The sequence below is a fragment of the Pseudoduganella lurida genome, assembly GCF_007830455.1.
In the GTDB taxonomy this organism is placed as follows: domain Bacteria; phylum Pseudomonadota; class Gammaproteobacteria; order Burkholderiales; family Burkholderiaceae_D; genus Rugamonas; species Rugamonas lurida.
Genome location: NZ_VLLB01000001.1, coordinates 804052 through 829652, shown reverse-complemented (window position 1 = coordinate 829652; position 25601 = coordinate 804052). Strand labels below are relative to the sequence as shown.

General features: G+C 66.0%; 21 protein-coding genes. 15 read left to right on the top strand and 6 right to left on the bottom strand.

All coding sequences use genetic code 11. The features are described 5' to 3' along the window. Positions 1-151: 151 nt before the first annotated feature. The 5 genes from IP91_RS03620 to bla all read left to right on the top strand — a co-directional run bounded on the left by IP91_RS03620 (position 152) and on the right by bla (position 8054). Positions 152-1372, top strand: coding sequence for an efflux RND transporter periplasmic adaptor subunit (locus IP91_RS03620; RefSeq protein WP_145647387.1), 1221 nt, complete (start codon positions 152-154; stop codon positions 1370-1372). A 28-nt stretch (positions 1373-1400) separates the two neighbouring features. Then, complete coding sequence (locus IP91_RS03615) at positions 1401-4589, top strand: efflux RND transporter permease subunit (RefSeq protein WP_145647386.1); 3189 nt, start codon at positions 1401-1403, stop codon at positions 4587-4589. Further along, positions 4586-6109, top strand: coding sequence for an efflux transporter outer membrane subunit (locus tag IP91_RS03610; protein ID WP_145647385.1), 1524 nt, complete (start codon positions 4586-4588; stop codon positions 6107-6109). The genes IP91_RS03615 and IP91_RS03610 overlap by 4 nt, the downstream gene beginning before the upstream one ends. 425 nt (positions 6110-6534) lie before the next feature. Then, complete coding sequence (locus IP91_RS03605; RefSeq protein ID WP_158643073.1) at positions 6535-7197, top strand: purine nucleoside phosphorylase YfiH/LACC1 family protein; 663 nt, start codon at positions 6535-6537, stop codon at positions 7195-7197. An 8-nt stretch (positions 7198-7205) separates the two neighbouring features. Further along, complete coding sequence (gene bla, locus IP91_RS03600) at positions 7206-8054, top strand: subclass B3 metallo-beta-lactamase (protein WP_145647383.1); 849 nt, start codon at positions 7206-7208, stop codon at positions 8052-8054. An 84-nt stretch (positions 8055-8138) separates the two neighbouring features. Here bla and IP91_RS03595 read toward each other — a convergent pair whose 3' ends face one another. Further along, entirely contained in the window at positions 8139-9410 is a 1272-nt protein-coding gene (locus tag IP91_RS03595; RefSeq protein ID WP_145647382.1) for an MFS family transporter, read from the bottom strand. On the opposite strand from IP91_RS03595, the gene IP91_RS03590 reads away from it, so the two are divergent. After that, the gene (locus IP91_RS03590) at positions 9409-9600 is read left to right on the top strand and encodes a hypothetical protein (protein WP_145647381.1); all 192 of its coding nucleotides are present in this window, start codon (positions 9409-9411) and stop codon (positions 9598-9600) included. The genes IP91_RS03595 and IP91_RS03590 overlap by 2 nt on opposite strands. Before the next feature lie 33 nt (positions 9601-9633). On the opposite strand, the gene IP91_RS03585 is transcribed toward IP91_RS03590, so the two are convergent. Further along, positions 9634-9981 (bottom strand): hypothetical protein, encoded by a 348-nt coding sequence (locus IP91_RS03585; protein WP_145647380.1) that lies wholly within the window; start codon positions 9979-9981, stop codon positions 9634-9636. A 263-nt stretch (positions 9982-10244) separates the two neighbouring features. Here IP91_RS03585 and ligD point away from each other — a divergent pair, with 263 nt between their 5' ends. Further along, positions 10245-13418, top strand: coding sequence for a non-homologous end-joining DNA ligase (gene ligD, locus IP91_RS26360; protein ID WP_229473812.1), 3174 nt, complete (start codon positions 10245-10247; stop codon positions 13416-13418). Positions 13419-13420: 2 nt separating this feature from the next. On the opposite strand, the gene IP91_RS03560 is transcribed toward ligD, so the two are convergent. The 4 genes from IP91_RS03560 to IP91_RS03545 form a co-directional block, all read right to left on the bottom strand. Continuing rightward, complete coding sequence (locus tag IP91_RS03560; RefSeq protein ID WP_199754473.1) at positions 13421-13882, bottom strand: carboxymuconolactone decarboxylase family protein; 462 nt, start codon at positions 13880-13882, stop codon at positions 13421-13423. A 449-nt stretch (positions 13883-14331) separates the two neighbouring features. After that, positions 14332-15414 carry a non-homologous end joining protein Ku gene (gene ku / locus IP91_RS03555; protein ID WP_145647377.1) on the bottom strand — a complete coding sequence of 361 codons (1083 nt, stop codon included), beginning with the start codon at positions 15412-15414 and terminating at the stop codon, positions 14332-14334. A 10-nt stretch (positions 15415-15424) separates the two neighbouring features. Further along, positions 15425-16402, bottom strand: a complete 978-nt coding sequence (locus tag IP91_RS03550; protein ID WP_145647376.1) for an SDR family oxidoreductase — start codon at positions 16400-16402, stop codon at positions 15425-15427. A 223-nt stretch (positions 16403-16625) separates the two neighbouring features. After that, positions 16626-17678, bottom strand: a complete 1053-nt coding sequence (locus IP91_RS03545; RefSeq protein WP_145647375.1) for an aldo/keto reductase — start codon at positions 17676-17678, stop codon at positions 16626-16628. Between the two features lie 87 nt (positions 17679-17765). On the opposite strand from IP91_RS03545, the gene IP91_RS03540 reads away from it, so the two are divergent. The 8 genes from IP91_RS03540 (at position 17766) to ureC (ending at position 25601) form a co-directional block, all read left to right on the top strand. Then, positions 17766-18398: a TetR/AcrR family transcriptional regulator gene (locus tag IP91_RS03540; RefSeq protein WP_145647374.1), complete on the top strand. Its 633-nt coding sequence runs from the start codon at positions 17766-17768 to the stop codon at positions 18396-18398. Positions 18399-18522: 124 nt separating this feature from the next. Continuing rightward, positions 18523-20172, top strand: a complete 1650-nt coding sequence (locus IP91_RS03535) for a SulP family inorganic anion transporter (RefSeq protein WP_145647373.1) — start codon at positions 18523-18525, stop codon at positions 20170-20172. Further along, positions 20169-21899: a DUF885 domain-containing protein gene (locus IP91_RS03530; protein WP_145647372.1), complete on the top strand. Its 1731-nt coding sequence runs from the start codon at positions 20169-20171 to the stop codon at positions 21897-21899. The genes IP91_RS03535 and IP91_RS03530 overlap by 4 nt, the downstream gene beginning before the upstream one ends. A 52-nt stretch (positions 21900-21951) precedes the next feature. Beyond that, positions 21952-22182 carry a hypothetical protein gene (locus IP91_RS03525; RefSeq protein ID WP_145647371.1) on the top strand — a complete coding sequence of 77 codons (231 nt, stop codon included), beginning with the start codon at positions 21952-21954 and terminating at the stop codon, positions 22180-22182. 153 nt (positions 22183-22335) lie between these two features. Next, a complete protein-coding gene (locus IP91_RS03520; protein WP_145647370.1) occupies positions 22336-23202 on the top strand; it encodes an urease accessory protein UreD in 867 nt (288 codons plus the stop codon). 30 nt (positions 23203-23232) lie between these two features. Further along, complete coding sequence (locus IP91_RS03515) at positions 23233-23535, top strand: urease subunit gamma (RefSeq protein ID WP_145647369.1); 303 nt, start codon at positions 23233-23235, stop codon at positions 23533-23535. Positions 23536-23551: 16 nt separating this feature from the next. Continuing rightward, on the top strand, positions 23552-23878 hold the full coding sequence (locus tag IP91_RS03510; RefSeq protein ID WP_145647368.1) for an urease subunit beta: 327 nt from the start codon (positions 23552-23554) through the stop codon (positions 23876-23878). A 22-nt stretch (positions 23879-23900) separates the two neighbouring features. After that, positions 23901-25601: an urease subunit alpha gene (gene ureC, locus IP91_RS03505; RefSeq protein ID WP_145647367.1), complete on the top strand. Its 1701-nt coding sequence runs from the start codon at positions 23901-23903 to the stop codon at positions 25599-25601.

The window sequence follows — 25601 nt, the reverse complement described above, 5'->3', positions numbered from 1 at the left end:
GCGGTGCCGGCGAGCGACCTTTCCTGTAACCACTAGTAAACGCGCGCCAGACTGCACCCGGCAGCGTAGCGGGCCCGCTTCGTTTTCGTTTTCGTGAAACGCGGCGGGAAGGGCAAATCTTCACCATTTTTCAAACAAAACGGGGTTAATAATGAAAAAGATTCAACATTTGAAAACGTTGGCAGCATCGGCCGTGCGACCGATGGTTGCAGCACTGGCCGTGGCCGGCATCGCCGTCACGCTGGCCGGCTGCGACAATGCCAAGGGCAAGGATGCCGCTGCAGCCGCGCCGCCGGCCGGCGGTCCGCCGATCTCCGCCGCCGTGGTGCTGGAAAAACCGATCACCGAAACGCAGGAGTTCTCCGGCCGCCTGGAAGCCATCGAACGCGTCGAGATCCGTCCGCGCGTCTCCGGCTTCATCACCGCGGTGAACTTCAAGCCGGGCAGCGAAGTGAAGAAGGGCGACGTGCTGTTCGTGATCGATCCGCGTCCCTACCAGGCCGAGGCCGACCGCGCCCAGGCCGCCGCCAGCTCGGCGCGCGCCAAGGCCGAACTGGCCCGGCTGGAACTGACCCGCGCCGAACGCCTGCTGGGCGACAAGGCCATCGCGCAGCGCGAGTTCGACGAACGCGCCTCGTCGCAGAAGGAGCTCGATGCCAGCGCGCGTGCAGCCCAGGCCCAGTATGAAGCGGCCAAGCTGAACCTGACCTACACGAAGGTGACGGCACCGATCAACGGCCGCGTCTCGAAGGCCGAGATCACGCTGGGCAACCTGGTCGACGCATCGGCCGTGCTGACCTCCGTCGTCTCGCTCGACCGCATCTACGCCAGCTTCGATGGCGACGAAAGCACCTACCTGCGCGTGGGCGCCAAGAGCCAGCGCGGCCAGCCGGTCGTCGTCAAGGTGGGCCTGGCCAATGAAGAAGGCTTCCCGCACGAAGGCAAGCTCGAATTCGTCGACAACCAGCTCGACCCGCAGACCGGTTCGGTGCGCATGCGCGCCACGTTCGAGAACAGCGACCGCGAGCTCACGCCCGGCCTGTTCGCCCGCGTCCAGCTGGGCGGTGCCGGCGACACGAAGAACACCATCCTGATCAACGACCGCGCCGTCGGCACGGACCAGGCCCGCAAGTTCGTGTTCGTCGTCAGTGCCGACAACAAGGCCGAGTACCGCGCCGTCACGCTGGGACCGACGGTCGATGGCCTGCGCGTGGTGCGCAGCGGCCTGAAGGCGAACGAGAAGATCGTCGTCAACGGCTTGCAGCGCGTGCGCCCCGGCGCGCCGATCACGCCGACCACCGTCAAGATGGACGCCGACCTGACCGCCAAGACGCCCGACGCCAAGAAGGACGCCAAGGTCGCCGCCCTGTAAGCCTTTGGGATAACACGCAAGGAATAATATGAATATCTCCCGCTTCTTCGTCGACAAACCGATCTTCGCAGCCGTGCTGTCGATCATCGTGTTCGTCGCCGGCTTGATCTCGATTTTCAAGCTCCCCATTTCCGAGTACCCGGACGTCGTGCCGCCCTCGGTCGTCGTGCGCGCCCAGTACCCCGGCGCCAATCCGAAGATCATTGCCGAAACGGTCGCCGCGCCGCTCGAGGAACAGATCAACGGCGTGGAAAACATGCTGTACATGTCGTCGCAGAACACCAGCGACGGCGCGCTGCAGCTGACCGTCACGTTCGCCATCGGCACCAATGTCGAGCAGGCCGAAACGGCGGTGCAGAACCGCGTGCAGCGTGCCTTGCCGCGCCTGCCCGAGGAAGTGCGCCAGATCGGCGTGACGACCGTCAAGTCGTCGCCCAACCTGACCATGGTGGTCCACCTGAATTCGCCGGACGGCCGCTACGACGACCTGTACCTGCGCAATTACGCGGTGCTGAACATCAAGGACCAGCTGGCCCGCATCCACGGCATGGGCGACGTCCAGCTGTTCGGTTCGGGCGACTACGCGATGCGCGTCTGGCTCGATCCGCAGAAGGTGGCGGCACGGGGCCTCACGGCCGGCGATGTCGTCAGCGCGATCCGCGAGCAGAACGTGCAGGTCGCGGCCGGTGTCATCGGCCAGGGCCCGTCGAAGGATGCCGACTTCCAGCTGACCGTCAACACGCAGGGCCGCCTGCAGTCCGTCGAAGAATTCGGCGACATCGTCGTCAAGGCCAATACGGACGGCGCCACCACGCTGCTCAAGGACGTGGCGCGCCTGGAAATGGGCTCGAACTCGTACGCCCTGCGCGCACTGCTGAACAACAAGTCGGCCGTTGCCATCCCGATCTTCGAGGCGCCGAACGCCAATGCGCTGCAGCTGTCCACCGACGTGCGGGCCCGCATGGCCGAACTGTCGAAGGACTTCCCGGAAGGCGTCGAGTACAGCATCGTGTATGACCCGACCCAGTTCGTGCGCAAGTCGATCGACTCCGTCGTGCACACGCTGGTCGAGGCCGTGATCCTGGTCGCGCTGGTCGTGATCATCTTCCTGCAGACGTGGCGCGCTTCCATCATCCCGCTGCTGGCCGTCCCGGTCTCCATCGTGGGGACGTTCGCCGTGATGCTGGCCTTCGGCTTCTCGATCAACACGCTGTCGCTGTTCGGCCTCGTGCTGGCCATCGGTATCGTCGTCGACGATGCGATCGTGGTGGTGGAGAACGTGGAACGCAACATCGAGAACGGCCTGACGCCGCGCGATGCCACCATCCAGGCGATGAAGGAAGTCTCCGGCCCGATCATCGCGATCGCCCTGGTGCTGTGCGCCGTGTTCGTGCCGATCGCCTTCGTGTCCGGCCTGACGGGCCAGTTCTACCGACAGTTCGCCCTGACGATCGCCATCTCGACCGTGATCTCGGCCTTCTCGTCGCTGACCCTGGCGCCGGCGCTGTCGGCCGCGCTGCTGCGTGGCCACGACCAGCCGAAGGACATCGTCACGCGCGGCATGGACAAGGTGTTCGGCGGCTTCTTCCGCGGCTTCAACAAGTTCTTCAACCGTTCGGCCCACAGCTATGAAGGCGGCGTGCGCGGCGTGCTGCGCCACAAGGGTGCCTCGCTGGTGATCTACGTGCTGCTGGGGATCGCCGGCCTGTTCATGTTCAAGGCCGTGCCGCCGGGCTTCGTGCCGGGCCAGGACAAGCAGTACCTGATCGGCTTCGCGCAGCTGCCGGATGCCGCCTCGCTGGACCGCACGGACAAGGTGATCCGCCAGATGTCGGCGATCGCCAAGGACATTCCGGGCGTGGCCGATTCGATCGCCTTCCCGGGCCTGTCGATCAACGGCTTCACCAACGCGCCGAACGCCGGCATCGTGTTCCTGGGCCTGGACGCCTTCGAGAAGCGCACCGACAAGAGCATGTCCGCCGAGGCGATCGCCGCCGAGATGAACAAGCGCATGGGCGCCGTGCAGGATGCGTTCGTGATGGTACTGCCACCGCCGCCCGTCAACGGCCTCGGTACCACCGGCGGCTTCAAGCTGATGATCGAGGACCGCGGCAACCTGGGCTACGACGAACTGTTCAAGGCCGTGCAGGCCGTGCAGGCGAAGGCCTGGCAGGAACCGCGCCTGCAGGGCGTGTTCTCCGGCTACCAGATCAACGTGCCGCAGCTGTTCGCGGACGTGGACAAGGTCAAGGCCAAGCAGCTGGGCGTGCCGCTGCAGACGATCTACCAGACCCTGCAGATCAACCTGGGCTCGCTGTACGTGAACGACTTCAACCAGTTCGGCCGGACCTACCAGGTGCGCGTGCAGGCCGATGCGCAGTTCCGCTCGCAGCCCGAGCAGATCGCCCAGCTGAAGGTGAAGAACGACAAGGGCGAGATGATCCCGCTGTCGTCGCTGATGCGCGTGAAGAACACGTATGGCCCGGACCGCGTGGAGCGCTACAACAACTACGTGGCGGCCGACATGAACGGCGCCGGCGCACCGGGCATCTCGTCCGGCCAGGCGCAGCAGATCATGGACCAGATCCTGCGCGACACGCTGCCGAAAGGGATCACGTACGAATGGACCGAGCTGACCTACCAGGACATCCTGGCCGGTAACACCATGATCTACGTGTTCCCCCTGTGCGTGCTGCTGGTGTTCCTGGTGCTGGCCGCGCAGTACGAAAGCTGGACGCTGCCGCTGGCCGTGATCCTGATCGTGCCGATGTCGATCCTGTGCGCGCTGGTGGGCGTGAAGCTGACGGGGGGCGACAACAACGTCTTCACGCAGATCGCCCTGTTCGTGCTGGTGGGCCTGGCCTCGAAGAATGCGATCCTGATCGTGGAATTCGCCCGCGAGCTGGAAGACCATGGCCGCACGATCGTGGAAGCGGCGCTGGAAGCCTGCCGCCTGCGTCTGCGTCCGATCCTGATGACGTCGATCGCGTTCATCATGGGCGTGCTGCCGCTGGTGTTCTCGAGCGGTGCCGGTTCGGAGATGCGGCATGCGATGGGCGTGGCCGTGTTTGCCGGCATGCTGGGCGTGACGTTCTTCGGCCTGTTCCTGACGCCCGTGTTCTACGTGCTGCTGCGGACCCTGGCCCAGCGTCTCGATAAAAACAAAGTGCCGGCCTCCGACATGGCGCCGGCGAAACTGGAAGGAACCCACGGATGAAAACGATGATTGCGAACGGTGTGGCTCCGCTGGTGGCGGCATTGCTGCTGACCGCGTGTGCCGCGCCCGAATTCAAGCAGCCCGACGTGGCCGTACCTAACGCGTTCAAGGAGCAGCAGGCGTCTCCCGATGACGTGAAGGTGGCGGCCGACGGCACCCGCTGGAAGGCCGCGCAACCGGCCGAGCTGCAGCCGCGCGGCGAGTGGTGGCTGGCCTTCAACGATGCGGGCCTGAACGACCTGATCGCCGAAGCGACGCGCAACAACGCGAACCTGGCCGTGGCCGCGGCCCGCATCAGGCAGGCGCGTGCCATCGCCGGCATCGCCGAGGCGGACCGCATGCCGCAGGTGGGCGTCGGCGTCGGTGCCAACCGCGTGCGTCCTTCGCCGCAGGAAGCGAACCTGCCGCAGGGCACGGCGATCGCGCCGTACAACAGCTACAGCGCAAGGCTGTCGGCAAGTTATGAACTGGACCTGTTCGGTCGCGTGTCGTCGAATGTGACGGCCGCGCGCAGCGATGCGGCAACCGTGGAAGCGAACTACCGCTCCGTGCTGCTGTCGCTGCAGGCCGACGTGGCCCAGACCTGGTTCCGCCTGCGTGCCACGGACGCCGAACTGGCGACCGTGGCGCAGACGGTCCGTTTGCGCGAAGAGAATGTGCGCGTCAACCAGCGCCGCTTCGACCTGGGCGACATCGGCGAGTTCGACCTGGCACGTGCCAAGACCGAACTGTCGACGACCCGGTCCGAAGCGATCGGCCTGCAACGCCAGCGCAGCAACGCCGAGCACGCACTGGCTGTCCTGCTGGGCAAGCCGGCAGCGCAGTTCGCGGCGGCCGTCAATCCGCTGACGGAAGCGGGGCTGCTGCCGTCGATCCCGGCGGGGCTGCCGTCGTCGCTGCTGGAACGCCGCCCGGATATCGCGGCGGCACAGCGGGCGATGGAAGCGTCGAACGCCCGCATCGGCGTGGCCCGCTCGGCCATGTTCCCGGCGCTGTCGCTGTCCGCGGATGGCGGCGGCGTGGGCCCGGCGTTTGCCGACGTGTTCCGCTGGAGCAGCCGCTCCTGGCTGCTGGGCGCCGCGCTGTCGATGCCGCTGATCGATGGGGGCCGCAACAGGGCCAACGTCACGCGCAGCGAAGCCGTGCTGGAAGAGTCGGTCGGCCAGTACCGTCAGACCGTGCTCGCCGCGTTTGCCGAAGTCGAGGACAACCTCGCCGGCCTGCGCATCCTGTCTGGCCAGACGGCGCAGATCGACGATGCCGTCGTCTCCGCACGCCGCTCGACCGACCTGGCGCAGAAGCTGTATGACGCCGGCCGCTCCAGCTACCTGGAACTGCTGGACGCGCAGCGCAACCTGGCTGCCGTCGAACGCAATGCCGTGCAGCTGCGCGGCGACCGCGCCGTGACCACCGTGGCGCTGATCCGCGCGCTGGGCGGCGGCTGGGACGGCACGCCGGCACCCGCTGCGACCCCGGTCGCGGCCACCGCGTCGATCAGCAACCCCCAAGCGCGCAACTAAGACCCAGCGCAGCTCCGAACAACTCCGCAAGGAGTTGTAATCCCCGCTTTGCCCTTCGCGGCGGCCTCCTCCCGGAGCCGCCGCTTTTTTTTCGCCTGCAATATTTCCCAAAACCGGGGACTGTCCCCTTCTTTAAGCAATATTTCCTAAGAACGGGGACAGTCCCCTGTTTCAGGAAACACCCTGATGAAGGGTGGCGGGCGTTCTGATGTTGCGTAAATGTTACGAGAATCCGATAGTATTTGCCCGCCCCGGCACCGCGGAGAACAGGGGACAGTCCCCGTTTTTAGGCAATATTTCCTAAAAAAGGGGCCTGTCCCCGGTTTCTGGAAACACCCCAGCGATGGGGCGTTTCGTCCCAGCGTTGCGCAAATGTCACGGGGATTGGCTATGATTGGCCTGTCACGACACCCGCGAGTCCGCCCTTGATCAAGAGCGCATTGCTCAGCAGTATTCCGAATATCGTCCACGGCTTCGGCACGGCGTCCGAGCTGGTGCCACAGGCGCTGCAGTCGGTGTGGGAGCGCCGGCCGCAGAAGAAGCAGGTGCATGGGACGCGCATCGCGCAGGTCACCGAAGCGCACCAGCACATCGGCGAGGCGGACGGGTTTCACACGCGGCTGGCAGGCATTCCGGTCTCGGTGATTACGGCCGACTGCGTACCGCTGCTGCTGGCGAAGCGCGACGGCAGCCATGTCGCGGCCGTGCATGCGGGCTGGCGTGGACTGGCCGGCGGCATCATCCCGCACGCGCTGGAGGTGCTCGACGCAGGCGGCGACTGGGTTGCGGCAATCGGACCGACGATCTGCGCGGCATGCTACGAGGTCAGCGAGGAGCTCGCGCAGAGGTTTGCGCAAAGCTTCCCCGCCATTGCGCGTGAACGGCTGCTGCCCACGCATCGGCACCTGGAGCTTCGCGCCGTGGCCGAGTACCAGCTGCTTCAAGGCGGCGTGACGGCCCTCGAGCACGTCGGCGGCTGCGCCTGTTGCGCGCGGGACGAGCACGGCGCACTGGTGTATCGCAGCTACCGCCGCGGCGACCGCAACTCGCAGCAGCATGCCGGCCTTTATATCGTTCCACCCACCTGAGAGAGAAAATGAAAAAGCTGATGATCACCGCAATGCTCGGTGTGGCGATGTTCGCCCATGCCGCCGACTGGGACGCCCCGCAGGCGCCGTTCGCCCTGTACGGCAACACGTACTACGTGGGGCCGCACGGCGTGAGCTCGGTGCTGGTCACGTCGCCGGCAGGCCACATCCTGATCGATGGCGGCACGCCGCAGTCGCCGGCCGCGATCGCCGCCAGCATCCGCAAGCTGGGCTTCAAGGTGGAGGACATCAAGTACATCCTGTCCTCGCACGAGCACTACGACCACGCGGGCGGGATGGCGGCGCTGCAGAAGATGTCCGGCGCGGTCGTCGTCGGCAGCGTCAAGAGTGCGCCGGTGCTTGCCAGCGGCAAGGCCGACAAGGGCGATCCGCAGTACGGCCGGCTGGACGACATGGCACCGGTGGCCAGGGTGCGGGCGGTGAAGGAGGGCGACGTGATCACGCTCGGCCCCTTGCAACTCACCGCGCACGAGACCCCGGGCCACACGCAGGGTGGCCTGAGCTGGACGTGGCAGTCGACCGAAAACGGCCGCACCGCGAACATGGTCTACGCGGACAGCCTGTCGGCGCTTGGCCTGAACGGCTTCCGCTTCGCCGGTGATCCACGCTGGCCGACTGCGCAGCAGGAGCTGAAGGCAACGATGGCGAAGGTGGCAGCGTTCGACTGCGACATCATCGTCTCGGCCCACCCGGAAGCGAGCGGGCTGTGGGAGAAGCTGGCGCGCCAGCCGAAGCTCGGCAACGCCGCCTTCCTCGACAAGGAAGGCTGCCGCAAGTACGTCGAAACGGCCAAGGTGCGGTTGGCCAAGCAGCTGGCCGACGAGCCCATTCAGTAACGTGCCGGTCGCGCATAAATCCTGACACCGGTACCATCGTCGATATGCCGCGACGGCCAGGCACCGGTTCATGCCACCGCAAAGCTAGTCCTTCAGATACCCATGCCGGCGCGAATCCGGCATGATCCACGAAGCGGCCAGGGCCACCGCACTGATGGCGCTCACGTACCAGAAGAACATGCTTTCGTGGCCCAGTGACTTGAACAGCAGCGCCACGTATTCGGCCGTACCGCCAAAGGCCGCGTTACCGATCGCATAAGACAGGCCGACGGCCAGCGCGCGCACTTCGGGCGGGAACATCTCGGCCTTGACGATGCCGCTGATCGACGTATAGAAGCTCACGCCCACGAGTGCCGCCAGCGCCAGGCCGAACGCGGCCTGGGGCGTCTGAACCTGGCCGATGGCCGTCATGATCGGGTAGGTGCCCAGCATCGTCAGCACGCCGAACGCGATCATCATGTTGCGGCGCCCGATGCGGTCGGACAGCGCGCCGAACAGTGGCTGCAGCACCATGAAGCAGGCCAGCACGGCCGTCATCACGAGCGTCGCCGTCTCGGCATTCATGTGCGCCGTGTTGACCAGGTACTTCTGCATGTACGTGGTGTAGGTGTAGAACGCCAGCGAGCCGCCGGCCGTGTAGCCCAGCACCGTCAGCAGTGCGCGCGGGTGTTCCAGGATGCCCTTGATGGTGCCGGCCTTGGCGTTCTTGCGCGATTCCTCGCTCGTCGTTTCGACCAGCGAGCGGCGCAGGTACAGCGCGATGAGCGCGGCAAACGCGCCGATCACGAACGGAATGCGCCAGGCCCACGAACGCAGGTCATCCGGCGTGACGAACTGCTGCAGTGCCACGAGCACCAGCGTGGCCAGCAGCTGGCCGCCGATCAGCGTGACGTACTGGAACGAGGCGTAGAAGCCCCGCTTGCCGGCCACGGCCACCTCGCTCATGTAGGTGGCGCTGGTGCCGTACTCGCCGCCGACCGACAGGCCCTGGATCAGGCGGGCCACCAGCAGCAGGATCGGTGCCCAGAAGCCGATGTTTTCGTAGGTCGGCAGGCACGCGACCATCAGCGAGCCGAAGCACATCAGCAGCACGGAGGACATCATCGAGTTGCGCCGGCCGTATTTGTCGGCGATGCGGCCGAACAGCCAGCCGCCGAGCGGACGCATGAAGAACCCGACGGCGAAGATCCCGGCAGTGTTCAGCAGTTGCGTGGTGGGGTCGCCCTTCGGGAAGAAGGCCGCAGCGAAGTACAGCGAGGTGAAGGAGTAGGCGTAGAAGTCATACCATTCGACGAGGTTGCCGGATGACGCGCCGATGATGGCGAAGATGGGATGTTTTTTTGGGTCTGTATGCATGATGGCTTCCCTTGGTGAAGCAACACATGATAGCGGACTGATAAAAAGGGTGCCGGCACTGCTGGCGATGCTGCCGGATGGCGCCGGAATTCGCCCCCTGGCGGCGCAGGCAAAAAAAACCCGCGCCGAAGGCGCGGGCAAGGGAGGCTGTAATGATTTTTTGCGCCCGAGAGTAGTTGTTGTCCTTTGATGCGGCGTGCGTGGTGGGTGGTGGCCCGAACGCTCAGCGAACGGGCGGCGTGGCGACTGTGGTGGTGTGCGCGTCCGCTGCGGCGTCCGCTTTCTTCTGTGCGGCCTTGCTGTGGGCCTTGGCCTTTTTCTCTTTCGCGTCGGCCTTGGCTTCCGCCACGTCCTGTTTCGCTTCGGCCTTGGCTTTCGCTTCCTTCGCGTCTGCCTTCGCGACTTCCTTGGCCTCTTTCGCATCGGCCTTGGCGGTTTCCTTCGTTTGCTTGGCCTCGGCATGTGGCGTCGTGGCGGGCGCAGTCGTCTGCGCGGTGGCGGCACCGGCGAAGAGTCCGGCAATCAGGGCGGCGCTGATGGCCGAGACGATGGGGGTGATGCGTTTATTCATGGCGTGTTCCTCATGGGTGGACCGGCTGACGGATCGACTACTGGATCAACTTCGCAATCAACATCTGAATCAACATCGGAATCAACATCCGGATCGACATCGAACGGGTCGAACAGGGCGTGGCGCATCGGCGTCACTGGTCCCAGAACGCCGCCCGCGCGGGGCCAGTTGACGGCCGGCGTCCGCATTTACACTTTTTACAAATCGACGGCTCTGTTAGCTGACGAACCGAAGCTGCCGTGTTCCGCGCCTAGAGTCGTGGCATGACCGACGCTCTCAAACTCTACAAGGCCAAGCGCAATTTCTCGATCACGCCCGAGCCCGCGGAAGGCGGCGAGGAAGGTACCGAGGCGCTCACGTTCGTGATCCAGAAGCACTGGGCCACGCGCCTGCACTACGACTTCCGGATCGAGCTCGATGGCACGATGAAGAGCTGGGCCGTGCCGAAGGGCCCCAGCTACGACAGCCACGACAAGCGCATGGCCGTGCACGTGGAAGACCATCCGATCTCGTACAACGACTTCGAGGGCACCATCCCGGAGAAGCAGTACGGCGCGGGCAAGGTCATCATCTGGGACAAGGGTACCTGGCACCCGGTCGGCGATCCGCACCAGGGCTACCGCGACGGCAACCTGAAGTTCGAGCTGCGCGGCCACAAGATGCACGGCCGCTGGGTGCTGGTGCGCATGCGCCGCTCCGGCGAGAAGCAGGAACCGTGGCTGCTCATCAAGGAGAAGGACGACTACGTGCGCCCGGCGGACGAGTTCTCCGTCGTCGACGAAATGCCCGACAGCGTGAAGTCCCTCGGCATGCCGACGGCCGAGCGCCTGACACCCGAGGCAGAGGATGCCGAGGACACCGCGATGGCGCACCAGGGCAAGCCGGCACGCAAACCGGCACCGAAGAAGGCGGTAGCGAAGGCGCCTGCGGCGAAGAAGTCGGCCAAGGCGGCTGCGGACGAGGCAGTCGCAGAAGCGGCGGCTCCGCAAAAGCCCGCGGCGAAGAAAGCTGCCGCGCGCAGGAAGAGCGTCCCGGATGGTCCTGCCGCGAAGGTCGCGCTGCCCGACACGCTGGCGCCGGAACTGGCGACGCTCGTCGACGGTCCGCCATCCGATCCGTCCGAATGGATCTTCGAGCTGAAGTTCGATGGCTACCGGTTGCTGGCCCGCGTCGAGAACGGCGCGATCCAGCTGTGGACGCGCAACGGCAACGACTGGACCGACAAGCTCGAAGCGCTGCGCGCCAAGCTGGACAAGCTGGCGCTGCCGGACGGCTGGTACGACGGCGAGATCGTCGTGCACGACAGGAACGGCCGACCCAGCTTCGGCCTGCTGCAGCAGGCGTTCGACGGCGCGAAGGCCGAGCAGATCGTCTACTTCATCTTCGACGCGCCGTACCTGGACGGCTACGACCTGCGCGACGTGCCGCTGGCGCAGCGCCGCGAACTGCTGCAGACGGTAATGGCCACCCGCGCCACCGACAGCATCCGCTTCTCGGCCGAGCTGGATGCACCGCCGGCCGAAATCGTGGCGGCGGCCTGCCGGCTCGGGCTGGAAGGCATCATCGGCAAGCGGCGCGATGCGCTGTACACCTCGCGCCGCTCGGGCGACTGGATCAAGCTGAAATGCGCGCTGCGGCAGGAATTCGTCATCGGCGGCTACACCGATCCGCAGGGCTCGCGCGTGGGCATCGGCTCGCTGCTGCTGGGCTATTACGACGATGACGGCAAGCTGCACTATGCCGGCAACGTGGGCACCGGCTTCAATGAATCCACGCTGCGCGACATCACGGCAAAGCTGAAGAAGAACGCCAGCGACAGTAACCCGTTCGCGCCCACCAAGGCCATCGCGAAGAAGGCGCACTGGGTCAAGCCCGTGCTGGTGGCCGAGGTGACGTTCGGCGAGTGGACCGGCAGCGGCTCGATCCGCCACTCCGTGTTCCAGGGCCTGCGCACCGACAAGAAGGCCGCCGGCATCCGCCGCGAGCAGGCGGTACATATCCAGGACATCGACGTGGAGGACATCATGCAGACCGGGGCCGAGACGAAACCGAAGCGCACCGCTGCTGGCGCGGCAACGGCGGCGTCAAAGACAGCCGTAAAGCCCGCGGCAAAATCGGCCGCGAAATCGGCCGCGAAGTCCGCTGCAAAATCGGCCGCGAAATCGGCCGCGAAATCGGTCGAGAAGCCGGCTCCAAAAACAGCCGCGAAATCGGCCGAGAGGCCTGCAGCGAAATCAGCCGCAAAAGCAGCCACACAAACAGCCACAAAATCAGCCGCGAAGTCAGCCGCTAAAGCAGCCGCGAATTCGGTCGCGAATTCGACCGAGGGGCCCGCAGAAAAGACAGCCGCAACATCATCCGCAGGAACAGTGGCGCAATCGGCCGATCAGCCCGCAGCAAGATCAGCCGCGAGATCAGACGCAAAGCCAGCCACAAAGTCAGCCACAAAGTCAGCCGCAAAGTCAGCCACAACGTCAGCCACAAAGCAGGCTGCTTCCGGCACCAGAGCCAAGGCCGATCCGGTCGCGGCCTCCGATGTCGACAGCAAGCTGCCGGCCACGCTGAAGGTCACCAACCCGGACCGCCTGATCGACAAGACCAGCGGCATGACGAAGATCGGGCTGGTGCGCTACTACGCCCTGGTATCGTCCCTGATGCTGGAGCACCTGAAGGGGCGTCCCGTGGCGCTGGTGCGGGCACCGGCCGGCGTGGGCGGCGAGCTGTTCTTCCAGAAGCATTCCGAGGTGGGCAAGCTGCCCGGCGTGAAGCAGCTGCCGCAGGAGCTGGACCCGGAGCATCCCACCATGCTGGAAGTGGGCTCGGTCGAAGGATTGCTGTCCTGCGCGCAGTGGAACGTGGTGGAGCTCCACACGCAGAACGCCTTCGCGAAAAACTACTTCAAGCCGAACCGCCTCGTGTTCGACCTGGACCCGGGCGAAGGCGTGACCTGGCCGATGATCCAGGAAGCAGCCCAGCTGATGCGCGCCTTCCTCGATACCCTCGGCCTGCCGGCATTCCTGAAGACCAGCGGCGGCAAGGGCCTGCACGTGGTCGTCAACGTGAAGCCGCAGCATGACTGGGACACGGTGAAAGGCTTCTCGAAGGCGATCGTGGAACATATGGCGCGCACGCTGCCCGACCGCTTCTCCGTCAAGAGCGGCCCGAAGAACCGCATCGGCAAGATCTTCATCGACTACCTGCGCAATGGTCGCGGCGCCACCACGGTTGCAGCTTGGTCGGCCCGCACGAGGCCCGGCCTCGGCATTTCCGTGCCGGTCGCTTGGGAAGAACTGCCGCACCTGAAGGGCGGCGACCAGTGGACCGTGGCCACCGTCCACACGCGCCTCGATCATGGCAACGAGCCATGGGACGGTTATGCGGACAGCGCCGTCAGCATCACGAAGGCGATGAAGCAGCTGGGCTACAGCGGCGAGTAGGCCTACATGCCCGGCGGTGGAGCCACCGGGATCTGGTTGCGCAGCGAGATGTTGATGACGTTCCAGCCGCGGATCACGGCGATCGCATAACCCAGTTCGGCGATCTCCGTTTCGGTGAAGTGTTCGCGCAGTGCGCCGTACGCGGCATCCGTGTCGTCCCGCTGGGGCAGGGCATTGACGGCATCGGCCCAGCCCAGCGCGGCCCGTTCCCGGTCATTGAAGAACGGCGACTCGCGCCAGCCTGCGACCGTGTTGAGGTGGCGCGGATCGGCGCCCTGTTTCACGAGGTCGCGCCAGTGCATGTCGACGCACACGCCGCAGCCATTGACCTGCGAGACGCGCAGGTTCACCAGTTCGACGATGCGGTCGCCCAGCGTGCTTTCCTTGGCAGCCTTCGACAGGCCGATCATTGCGTGCAGGCTTTTCGGCGCGAGCTTGAAGAGGGGGATTCGGGCAGTGGACATGATGTTCCTTTCGGTGGGAGGGACGCGTGGTGCGGCCCTTTCACTTCCTTAGACGGAACAGCTGCCACCGCTGTGACAGCGCGGCCGAAGGTTGTGCACAAAAACTGTGGATAAGCTTGTGCAGCAGGCTGATATTTGTGCGACAAGTGGCTGATTCAAAAGCGTTTCTTCGACCCGCCAACAAATCGCGCAATGCCCGGCCAGGGACTTGACCGGAGCGGCTTTGCGCACCTGAACCGCCGCGAACAGCACCGCAGCGCCGCCAACCCGCGTATGTGCGGCTGGCGGCGGAAGTCAGGCGGCGCAAGTCAGGCGGTGTAAGTCAGGCGCCATAAGTCAGGGAGCGCAAGTCAGGCAGCGCAAGTCAGGCGGGGCAAGTAAGGCGGCATAAGTCAGGCGGCGTAACTCAGGCGGCGTAACTCAGGCGGCGTAACTCAGGCTGCGGTACCTCAGGCTGCTTTGCGACGGGGCGCCGCCACCGGCTTGCTGGCCGCCTTCCTGGCCGCGGGCTTGCTGGCGGCCTTCGCCGCTGTTTTGCCGGCAGCTTTTACCGGCGACTTCACCGCAGCCGGCTTCGAAGCGGCCGCCTTGGCGGCCCCCGACTTCGGTCCGGAACGCACCGTGCCGCTGGTACCATGGCTGGCAGCCTTCTTCGACTTCGGCGGCGGCGCTTCTTCCTCTTCCTCGTCGTCCGTTTCGTCTTCGGGCGGCGGCGCGGCCTTCCGCCCCTTGCCCGGCTTGTTGCCGAGCGACTGCTGCAGCAGCGCGACCAGGTCGATCACGTTGGACGACTGGGCCGGCGCATCGTCCTTCGATGGTGCGGTGATGGTCTTCGTCTGGCCGGCCTTCACCTTCTTCTCGACCAGCGCCAGCACGTCTTCCTTGTAGGTGTCGTGGTAGGCGGACGGATCCCAGTCCTCGCTCATGCCTTCCACCAGCGACAGCGCCATCTGGATTTCCTTGTCCGAGATGTTCGAGCCCTTCATTCCCTTGGCGGGCAGGTCGAGGCCTTCCGTGTCGCGGATCTCGTCCTGGTAGCGCAGCGTGTTCATGATGATGCCGTCTTCGGTGGCCACCAGCGCGCACAGGTGCTGCTTGGTGCGGATCACCACCGTCGCCACGCCGATCTTGCCGGCGCGGCGCAGCGTCTCGCGCAGCAGCGCGTAGACTTTCGCGCCGCCGCGGCCCGGTGCCAGGTAGTAGGGCGTTTCGTAGTACGTGAGCGGCACGTCCTCGGCATCGACGAAGGAGATGATGTCGATCGTCTGCGTCGCCTTCACGTTGGCGCGCTTCAGGTCTTCGTCGGACAGCACCACGTATTCGCCGGGCGTGTATTCATAGCCCTTGATGATGTTGTCCCACGCGACTTCCTTGTTGTTGCCCTTGTTGTAGCGCTTGAAGCCGATGGGCGAGAAGTCGCGCTTGTCGAGCATCGTCAGGTCCAGCTCGTTCTGCTTGACGGCCGAGTACAGGTCGACCGGGATGTGGACCAGACCGAAGCTGATGGCGCCTTTCCAGAGCGAGCGGGCCATGGCGTTCTCCTTAGCCCACGCTGCCGGTGATCGGCAGCACGATACCGGTGATGTAGCTCGCGCACGCGGGCGAGGCCAGGAACACGTAGGCGGGTGACAGCTCTTCCGGCTGGGCGGGGCGCTTCATGTCCGTCTGCGAACCGAACTGCTCGATCTGCTCGGGCGTCTGGTCGGCCGGATTGAGCGGCGTCCACACGGGGCCCGGCGCCACGGCGTTCACGCGGATGCCTTTCTCCAGCACGTTCGAGGCCAGCGACATGGTGAACGCGTGGATGGCGCCTTTCGTGGAAGAGTAGTCCAGCAGCTTCGACGAACCCTCCAGGCCGGTGACGGAACCCGTGTTGATGATCGACGAGCCCTTCTTCAGGTGCGGCAGCACGGCCTTGGCCATGTGGAAGTAGCCGTAGATATTGGTCTTCATCGTCAGGTCGAAGCGCTCTTCGGTAATGTCCTCGAGCGAATCGGCGTGCTCCTGGAAGGCTGCGTTGTTGACGAGGATGTCGATCTTGCCGAAGGCCTTGACGGTTTGCTCGACCGCGTCCCGGCAGAACTGCGCATCGCGCACGTCGCCTGGAATGAGCAGGCAGCGCTGGCCTTCGGCCTCGATGTAGCCCTTGGTGTCTTCCGCATCGCGCTGCTCGTCGGCCAGGTAGACGATCGCCACGTCCGCCCCTTCGCGCGCATACAGCACCGCGACGGCGCGGCCGATGCCGGAGTCGCCACCCGTGATGATGGCGCTCATGCCTTCCAGCTTGCCGCTGCCCTTGTAGCCCGGCGCGAGGAACTGCGGCTTCAATTCCAGGTCGGCTTCGATGCCCGGCTTGGCCAGGTGCTGCTGGGGCAATGGCGGCACGGGGAAGTCATGCGTGCCGGTCTGCACGCCTTTCGATTCTTCCTTGCTGCTCGATTTCGACGCATCGAGCTGATCCTGCTCCTGCTGGATCTTGCGCTGCAGGTCGCCTACGGATTGTTGATCGGAACTGGACATGTGAGATTCTCCCAAAATTCGAAAGAACAGTATTCGCGCAGGTCCCGCCCGTCACAGTGCGCTCCCGCACAATGGCGGCCCATCCGTGGTGCACCACGGCCGAGCCCGTGTCCACATTGGGGTCAACCCCGAAATCGGACACGAGCTCGACCATGCGCAATGCTGAGTTCGTGTCCGAAACCGGGGTTGACCCCAGGGTGGACACGAACCCGGCTCTAGCGATTCAGGCGACCGGGATGGCGCGTGGCTGCAGCAGCTCGGGCTTGCCGCCGGCGATGCTGGCGGCGCTGCGGGCGATGGCCTCGTGCGGTGCGCCGAGGGGCACGGCGCTGGCGCTATCGAGGCGGGCCAGCTGGTCGCCGGTGAGGCGCAGGTCGAGGGCGCCCAGCGTGCCGTCCAGCTGCGCCAGCGTGCGCGGGCCGAGGATCGGAATCAGCGTTGTCGACGAGGCCGCATCGCGGTGCAGCAGCCAGGCGATGGCGACATGGGCCGGCGGGGCGTCCACCTCGGCGGCGATGGCCAGCACGGCATCGACGGTGTCGGTGGCCCGCTGCGAATCTTCCCGGCGCACCAGCACGCCGCCGAAGCCCTGCAGGCGGCCCGCTTCGTTGTTGCGGTACTTGCCCGTGAGCGTGCCGCCGCCCAGGGGCGACCACAGCGCGCCGCCCAGGCCCAGCGCTTCGATCATCGGCAGCAGTTCGCGGTCCGCCGTGCGCTCGGCCAGGCTGTACTCGAGCTGCACGCCGATCAGTGGCGCCCAGCCGCGCAGTTCCGCGATGGCATCGGCGCGGGCAATGCGCCAGGCCGGGAAGTTCGACAGGCCGGCGTACAGGATTTTGCCGGTGCGGACCAGGTCGTCGAACGCCCGCAGCACTTCCTCGGTCGGCGTGTGGGCATCGGCGAAGTGGGCCCAGTACAGGTCGATGCGGTCCGTGCCCAGGCGGCGCAGGCTGGCCTCGACGGACTGCACCATCGCCTTGCGGCTGTTGCCGGTCCCAGCCAGGCCGCCCGGGCCGCCCAGCGTGTACTTGGTCGCGAGGACGAGACGGTCCCGCTCCGCGGCGATGAACTCGCCCGTCAGCTGTTCGGCCTGGCCGGCCTGGTAGCCGTCGGCCGTGTCGATGAAGTTGCCGCCCGCCGCCAGGTAGCGGTCGAACACGGCCTTCGCTTCGTCGCGTTCGGCGCCATAGCCCCAGCCCGTGCCGAAGTTGCCCGTGCCGAGCGCGACCTCGGAGACCCGCAGGCCGCTGCGGCGGCCGAAACTTTTCATGCGCATGATGGTTTCCTCTTAGATGATGGATGTCATGAAAGATATATTACGTGCGTCATATATAATGTCAAGTATCTTGAGAAGGAGGCGACCATGAAAGTCACGCGCGAACAGGCAGCGCAGAACCGCGAGCGCATCGTCGACGGCGCCGCCAGGCTGTTCCGGGAAAAAGGTTTCGAGGGGATCGGCGTGGCGGACCTGATGAAAAGCGCCGGCCTTACCCACGGCGGTTTCTACGGCCACTTCGAGTCGAAGGAAGCACTGCTGGCCGAAGCGGCAGGACGTGCACTGGCCGGCTCCGAAGAACGCTGGCGCGGGCTCATCGACACGCATCCGGACGATGCCCTCGGCGCCATCGCCCGCGCCTACCTCACGCCGTCCCATCGCGACAACCCGGGTATCGGCTGCGCGTTCTCGGCACTCGGCGCGGACGTGGCGCGGGCCGGCCCTGCGGTGCGCGAGGTAGTCACGAAGCGTACCGATGCCGCACTCGACCTGCTGGCCGCAGCCATGGGCGACGGCACGCACGACGAGCGCCGCCGCCGCGCGATGGTCGCCTACGCCGCGATGATCGGAGCGCTCGTGATGTCGCGCGCCGTCGCCGATCCTGTGCTGTCCGCCGACATCCTCGCCGCCGTCGCGGCCTCCCTCACTGCCGAGCCCGTGTCCACCTTGGGGTCTGACCCCGACATGGACACGGGCTCAACCGCGGGGTCAGTCACCTGAGTTGACACGAGCTCGGCCAGCCAGACTGCCGAGTCCGTGGCAACATTCGTGACTGACCCCGATGTTGACACGAACCCGGCCGTGATACGCTCTCGTCTTTAATCGAAGCAACAGGTAGTGCGGCATGCTGGATTGGCTGAAGGGGTACCGCCGGGCGGCGCTGCCGGGGGATGTGGGGGCGGGGATCGTCGTGGCGATGATGATGATCCCGCAGGGAATGGCGTATGCGCTCGTGGCCGGCCTGCCGCCGGTGGCGGGGCTGTATGCCAGCATCCTGCCGCCGCTCGTCTACGCGCTGTTCGGCAGCAGCATGACGCAGTCGGTCGGGCCGATGGCCATCGTGTCGCTGATGACGGCGGCCGCGATCGGGCCGCTGGCGGCGCCCGGCTCGGGCCTCGCGACGGTGCTGGCGGCGCAGCTCGCGCTGGTGGCGGGCGCGATGCTGCTGCTGTGCGGCCTGCTGCGGCTGGGCTTCCTCGCCAATTTCTTCTCGCGGCCCGTGATGAGCGGCTTCACGGTCGGCGCCTCTCTCCTCATCGCCTGGGGCCAGGTAAAAGCCCTGTTCGGCGCATCGCCGCTGCATCCGCATCTGCCCAGCGCGCTGCTGGGCATCGGCTCGCTCGTGGCCCTTGTCCTGGCACGCAGCCATTTGTCGAAACTGCTGCACCGCGCCGGGCTGCGCAAGAACCTGGCCGATGTGCTGTCGAAGCTCGCGCCGATGGTGGTGGTGCTGGCTGCGACGGCACTGGTTGCCGCGCTGGACCTCGGCACGCAAGGTGTCGCGGTGACGGGCCCCGTGCCTACCGGCCTGCCGCGCCTGAACCTGGCCACGTCGGGCGAGCACTGGCGCGCGCTGCTCCAGCCGGGCCTGCTGATCGGCTTCGTGGTCTTCCTGATGAGCATGAGCGCGGCGCAGACGCTGGCCCAGAAGCGCGGCGAGAAGCTGGTCTCGAACCGCGAGCTGGTGGGACTGGGGGCCGCCAACGTGGCCAGCATGTTCTCCGGCGGCTTCCCCGTGACGGGCAGCCTGTCGCGCTCTGCCGTGAACTTCGCGGCCGGTGCCAACACGCCGCTGGCCAGCGTGCTGTCGGCCCTGCTGCTGGCCCTGGCCCTTGTGCTGCCCACCGGCTGGCTGGCGCTGCTGCCCCTGCCCACGCTGGCGGCCACCATCATCGTCGCCGTGCTGGGCATGCTGGAACTCGATACCTTGAAGACGGCCTGGCGGTATGACCGCGCCGATGCGCTGGCCTGGATCGTCACCTTCCTCGGCGTGCTGGCGCTGGGCGTGGAGGCGGGCGTCGTGGTGGGCGTGGTGCTGTCGATGGGCACGCTGATCTGGCGCGCCAGCCGACCCCACATCGCCGTGCTGGGCCGCATTCCCGGCACCGAGCACTTTCGCAACGTGGACCGCTACGCCGCCACCACCTGCGCCACAGTCCTGATCCTGCGCATCGACGCCAATCTGTTCTTCGGCAACGTGGAGTCCGTCACCGAAAAGATCGAGGACGAGCTGCGCGAGCATCCCGGCGCGCGGCACCTGGTGCTGACGATGACGGCCGTGAGCTCGATCGACACCACCGCGCTGTTCGCCCTCGCCGAACTGAACGCCAGCCTGCGCACGCGCGGCATCGGCCTGCACCTGGCCGAAGTGAAGGGCCCCGTGATGGACCGCCTGCGCGCCAGCAGCCTGCCCGATGTGCTGAACGGCCGCATCTTCCTCAGCACGGCGATGGCCAGCGACCACCTCAACGAACAACAAGGAAACCACCGATGAAGAAGCTGAGCGCGGCCATCGCCGCCGGCCTGCTGTGCACACTGGCGCATGCCGCCGCGCCGGACGCCGATACGAAGCTGCGCGCCATCTACACGAGCGAATGGGAATGGCGCCAGACCCAGCGCCTGGAGGACGAGGAAGACGACACCAACGGCATCCGCGCCACCTTGCCCCGCATCGACGCAGCCACGCAGCTGGAACGCCGGCGCCGCTGGGAAGCCGTGCTGGCGCAGCTCGACGGCATCGACGAGAAGGGACTCTCGGCCAGCGAACGCATCAACTACGCCGTCTACCGCGCGCAGGTGGCCGCACTGGTGCAGAACCAGCACTTCCGCGAGTACGAAAAGCCGCTGAACGCCGACTCCGCGTTCTGGACCAATATGGCCTACGAGACGCGCAAGACCTTCCTCACGAAGGACGACTACGCCAACTACATCGCCCAGCTCAACGACGTGCCGCGCTACTTCCGCGACCAGGTCGTCAACATGCGGGCCGGCCTGGCGCGCGGCTTCACGCCGCCGCGGGTCACGCTGACCGGCCGCGATGCATCGCTGGCGAAGGTCGTGAACGCAAAGCCGGTCGACACGGCGTTCTACGAGCCGTTCAAATCGATGCCATCCGCGATTCCCGCCGCCGAACAGGAGCGCCTGCGCGCCGCCGTTGTCACGGCCATCGCCACCAAGGTGATCCCGGCCCACGCGCAACTGCTGGCCTTCATGCGCGACGAGTACATGCCCCGCGCCACCCCGACGCTGGCCGCGCACAGCCTGCCGGACGGCCCGGCCTACTACCAGTCGAAGATCGTCGAATACACCACCACCACGCTGACGGCCGACGAAATCCACGCCATCGGCTTGCAGGAGATGGCGAAGATCCGCGCCGAAATGGGGCAGGTGATGGCGCAAGTAAAATTCCAGGGCGACCTGCCGGCCTTTTTGCACTTCCTGCGCACCGATGCGCAGTTCTACGCGAAGACGCCGGAAGAGCTGCTGATGCGCGCGGCCTGGATCGCCAAGAAGTTCGACGGCAAGGCCGACCAGTACTTCGGCCGCCTGCCGCGCAGCCGCTTCGCCATCGTGCCGGTGCCGCCCGAGCAGGCGCCGTACTACACGTCCGGCCGCGGCGGACCCGGCGTCTATCTCGTCAACACCTACAACCTGCCGGCCCGCGCGCTGTACAGCCTGCCCGCGCTGACGCTGCACGAATCGGCGCCGGGCCATGCATTCCAGATGCCGGTGGCGCTGGAGCAGACGGGGCGGCCCGCCTTCCGCAATGCCTACATCTCGGCATACGGCGAAGGCTGGGCCCTGTATGCCGAGCGGCTGGGCACGGAGATGGGCATCTACGACACGCCGTACGAGGTGTTCGGCATGCTGAGCTACCAGGCCTGGCGCGCCTCGCGCCTCGTCGTCGATACGGGCATCCATGCGAAGGGCTGGACCCGCGAACAGGCGCTGCGCTACCTGATGGAGAACACGGCCTTGTCCGAACACGAGGTGGCGACGGAGGTGGACCGCTACATCTCGTGGCCCGGCCAGGCACTGTCCTACTACCTGGGCGAGATGGCGATCGTCGACGCGCGTCGCAAGGCGGAAGCGGCGCTCGGGACGAAATTCGACATCCGCGCCTTCCATGACACGGTGCTGGAACTGGGTTCCGTGCCGCTGCCCGTGCTGGCCGCGCGCATCGACCGTTTCATCGCCGAGGGCGGCAAGGGACCCTATTGAGCAGTCTTTGTTATGATGACGAACTGCTATTTGCTCAACCTCGGAGAATCCCATGCCGCTCTATCAGATCTGGTACAACGAAGGCGAACAGCCCGTCACCGTCAACTCGCCTTACCGCCTGCGCGATATCGAACTGGCCGGTGAACTGGTCAAGAACACCCAGCCGGGCAACCGCCAGAGCGCCGACCCGGAAGGCCTGACGGTGCGCGAACTGCTGCGCGTGAACGGCCTGCGCAACGTCTATTACACGATGGACGAGAGCGAGCAGATCGACCTGGCCTGACAGGCTCGGCCGCACCAGTTTGAAGCGCGCCCTCGACCGGCGCACTGTGCTGGTGCGGTCGCTCCGGACTGGTGCGCCAGGCCGTCGTTTCACTCTGCAAAGTCTGGCACGCAACTTGCTCGTCTATAGGGGTTTTCGACGACGAAGTGCCCCATGCCGGACTGTATCGACCGTAGCACCCCAGTGGAAGTCCACGCGCATCCGCCGTGGCAAGCCCGCCTCGTGCTGGGCTTTACGCTCGACAGCAACGGCATTCAACCCGTCACGCGCCTGACGCGCCGCGAGCACAGCGGCCCGCTCCGCGTGCAGAAACCCCTGTATCCCGAAACGCCGGCGATCTGCCACGCCATCGTGGTGCATCCGCCGGGCGGGGTGGTGGGCGGCGACCAGCTGACCATCGATGCAACCCTCCATCCCGGCAGCCACGCACTGCTGACCAATCCCGGCGCCGCCAAGTGGTACCGCGCCAACGGCCGCGTATCGCGCCAGCGCGTGACGCTCGATGCCGGTGCGGGCGCCGCGCTCGAATGGCTGCCGCAGGAAACCATCTTCTTCAACGACGCCCACGTCGAGCTCGACCACCATGTCACGCTGGCGGCCGACGCGCAGTATCTGGGCTGCGAGATCCTGTGCCTGGGCCGCCGCGCTTCCGGCGAGCGGTTCAGCCACGGAACCATCCGGCAGACCACGTCCGTGCGCCGCGGCGGCAGGCTGCTGTGGTGGGAGCAGGGCGCCCTGACGCCGGCCGTGCTGGCCAGCCCGCTGGGCCTGGGCGGGCACACGGTGTGCGCCACCTTGCTGGCGGTCGGCCAGCCGCTGCCTGCCACCATCGTCACCGCATTGCGCGCGCTGGCCGACGACCCCTGCTACGGCGTCACGCAGATGAAGGGCGTGCTGGCCGTGCGCTGGCTCGGCCAGGACAGCGAAGCAGCGCGCGAACTCATGCTGGATGCCTGGCGCATCGTGCGGCCCGCGCTGCTGGGCGTGGACGCCGTCGTGCCGCGCATCTGGCGCACCTGAACAACCGGATCAACGAGAGACAAGAACACCATGGACCTGACGCCACGCGAAAAAGACAAGCTGCTGATCTTCACGGCCGGCCTGGTGGCCGAACGCCGCCTGGCGCGCGGCCTGAAACTGAATCACCCCGAAGCGGTGGCGCTGATCACGGCGGCCATCATGGAAGGTGCGCGCGACGGCAAAAGCGTCGCGCAGCTGATGTCCGAGGGTACGCAAATCCTGACCCGCGACCAGGTGATGGACGGGATCCCCGAAATGATCCCCGACATCCAGGTCGAAGCGACTTTCCCGGACGGGAGCAAACTCGTGACCGTCCACAACCCGATACCGTAAACGAATGGGAGGAAGCATGATCCCCGGTGAATATCAATTGAAGGACGGCGACATCGCCCTGAACGAGGGCCGCGAGACGGTGACCGTCGTCGTGTCCAACCAGGGCGACCGCCCGATCCAGGTCGGCTCCCATTTCCACTTCTTCGAGGCGAACAGCGCGCTGTCGTTCGAACGGTGGAAGGCCTACGGCAAGCGCCTCAACATCGCCGCCGGTACCGCAGTGCGGTTCGAACCGGGCCAGCAGCGCACGGTGGAACTGATCGCGGTGGAAGGCGACCGCGAGATCTACGGTTTCGCCGGCCAGGTCATGGGCAAGCTGAAAGACGCGCCGGACCAAAGTTAAAAGCATCAGCAAAGGAGACCGAATGGCACACCTGACCCGCCGCGCGTATGCGGAAATGTACGGGCCCACGACGGGCGACCGCATCCGTCTCGCCGACACGGAACTGTTCATCGAAATCGAGAAGGACTACGCCATCTATGGCGAGGAAGTGAAGTTCGGCGGCGGCAAGGTGATCCGCGATGGCATGGGCCAGTCGCAGCGCGTGCATGCCGACGTGATGGACACCGTGATCACCAATGCCGTGATCGTCGACCACTGGGGCATCGTCAAGGCCGACATCGGCATCAAGAACGGCCTGATCGCGGCGATCGGCAAGGCCGGCAATCCGGACATCCAGCGCGGCGTGACGATGGCCATCGGCGCGGCCACCGAGATCATCGCCGGCGAAGGCATGATCGTCACGGCCGGCGGCATCGACAGCCATATCCACTTCATCTGCCCGCAGCAGATCGAGGAAGCGTTGATGAGCGGCGTGACGACGATGCTGGGCGGCGGTACCGGCCCGGCCGTCGGCACGGCTGCCACCACCTGCACGCCGGGCCCGTGGCACATCCATGCGATGCTGCAGGCCGCCGATGCCTTCCCCATGAACCTGGGTTTCCTGGGCAAGGGCAATGTCAGCCTGCCGCGGCCGCTGGAAGAACAGGTGGAGGCGGGCGCGATCGGCATGAAGCTGCACGAGGACTGGGGCAGCACGCCGGCCGCCATCGACAACTGCCTGTCCGTGGCGGACCGCATGGACGTGCAGGTGGCGCTGCACAGCGACACGCTCAACGAAGGCGGTTTTCTCGAGCACACGCTGGCCGCGTTCAAGGACCGCACCATCCACACCTTCCACACGGAAGGGGCGGGTGGCGGCCATGCGCCGGACATCATTGCCGCGGTCGGCCAGGGCAATGTGCTGCCGTCGTCGACCAATCCCACGCGCCCGTTCACCGTCAACACGCTCGACGAGCACCTGGACATGCTGATGGTGTGCCACCACCTCGATCCGGCCATTGCGGAAGACGTGGCGTTTGCCGAGTCGCGCATCCGCCGCGAGACGATCGCCGCCGAGGACATCTTGCACGATATCGGCGCGATCTCGATGATGTCCTCCGACTCGCAGGCCATGGGCCGCGTGGGCGAAGTCGTGATGCGCACCTGGCAGACCGCGCACAAGATGAAGATCCAGCGCGGGCCGCTGCCGGAAGACGGCAACGGCGCGGATAACTTCAGGATCAAGCGCTACATCGCCAAGTACACGATCAATCCGGCGATCACGCACGGCATCTCCCATGTCGTGGGCTCGCTGGAAGTGGGCAAGATCGCCGACATCGTGCTGTGGAAGCCGGCGTTCTTCGGCGTCAAGCCGTCCATGATCCTGAAAGGCGGCATGATTGCGGCGGCGCAGATGGGCGACCCGAACGCGTCGATCCCCACGCCGCAACCGGTGCACTACCGGATGATGTTCGGCGCGTTCGGCGGCGGCCTGAAGAAGTCGTTCACGTTCGTGTCGCAGCATGCCTTCGATGCGGGCATAGCCCAGCGGCTGAATCTCTCCAAGACCACTATCCCGGTTAAGAACACGCGCCATGTGCGCAAGCACGACATGATCCACAACGGCGCCACGCCGGTGATGGAAGTCGATCCCGAAACCTATGAAGTGCGGGCCGATGGCCGGCTGCTGGTCTGCGAACCGGTGGCCGTGCTGCCGATGGCCCAGCGCTATTTCCTGTTCTGA